Annotated in this window: 1 protein-coding gene; it reads left to right on the top strand. The window is 40.8% G+C overall.

The window, feature by feature from the left end:
* Positions 1 to 37 precede the first annotated feature (37 nt).
* On the top strand, positions 38 to 1,240 hold a 1,203-nt coding region (locus GHD25_RS19760), incomplete at its 3' end, for an IS256 family transposase (protein ID WP_164220069.1).

Here is a 1,240-nt window from a genome sequence, read left to right as displayed (position 1 = left end):
GTTACAATTAAAATAATTCAAACAGGAGGTTATTCTATTGGCCAAGCAAAAACGGGAGTCGAAGTCAGTTGATCTAGCTAACCGGATAATTGAGGAGTATCAACCGGAGTCTGTTGAAGATATGCAGGATGCACTTAGAGAGATTTTTGGACCGATGTTTGAAACGATGCTTAAAGGCGAGATGAATCACCATTTAGGTTATGAATCAAATGACAAAAGCGAGAAGAATACAGAAAACAGGCGCAATGGTTATGGCAAGAAATCGTTAAAAACCAGTACGGGTGAAGTAGCTATTAATGTACCACGTGATCGTGATGGTTCATTTGAACCCAAACTTATTCCGAAGCGAAGAAAAGACGTGTCAGCTATCGAGAATAAGGTGATCTCCATGTACGCTCGCGGGATGTCCCAGCGGGATATTTCTTCAACTATTGAGGATATCTATGGATTTTCGGTGTCTCATGAAATGATATCTGACATTACCGATAATGTGCTTCCTGAGTTAGATGAATGGCAGACAAGACCACTGAGCAGCTGCTATGCATTTGTGTTTGTAGATTGCATGTACACAACCATCCGAAATGAATATGAGACAAAGAAATATGCTGTTTATACCATTCTTGGCTACACGATGGAAGGAAAAAAAGAAATTCTGGGGTTATGGCTGAATGAGACAGAAAGCAAACATAAATGGATGCAAATCTTTGATGAAATCAAAGCGAGAGGTGTGGAGGATATTTTCTTTATCTCCATGGATGGTGTGAGTGGCTTAGAGGAAGGAGCACGTGCCATTTTCCCTAACGTTATCGTTCAACGCTGCATGGTCCATTTAATCCGTAATTCTGTCAAATACGTACCAAGCAAAGATTATAAAGCCTTTACCAAGGCATTAAGAAAAGTGTATGGTGCACCAAGCCTAAAAGCCTGCCACAGTGCATTTGAATCCTTTAAACAACAATGGGCAGCTTATCCAGGGGCAATCGATGTTTGGATAAGGAACTTTCAACATGTTGAGCAACTCTATGATTATGGAAGTGCAATCCGTAAAGTGATGTACACAACCAATGCGGTTGAGAGTATTCACTCCAGCTTCCGCAAAGTAACCAAAAAAGGAGCCTTCCCCAATGAGAACGCCCTTTTAAAAGTCTTATATTTACGAGTGACTGAACTCGAGAAAAAATGGGAAGGTGGCCATATCCAAAACTGGTCAATGGTTATGAACCAACTTCTCCTCCATGAA

The organism is Virgibacillus aidingensis, from assembly GCF_010994035.1.
Classification (GTDB): domain Bacteria; phylum Bacillota; class Bacilli; order Bacillales; family Amphibacillaceae; genus Virgibacillus_N.
The sequence above is the reverse complement of the archived record's forward strand: the minus strand, read 5'-3'. Positions and strand labels throughout refer to the sequence as shown.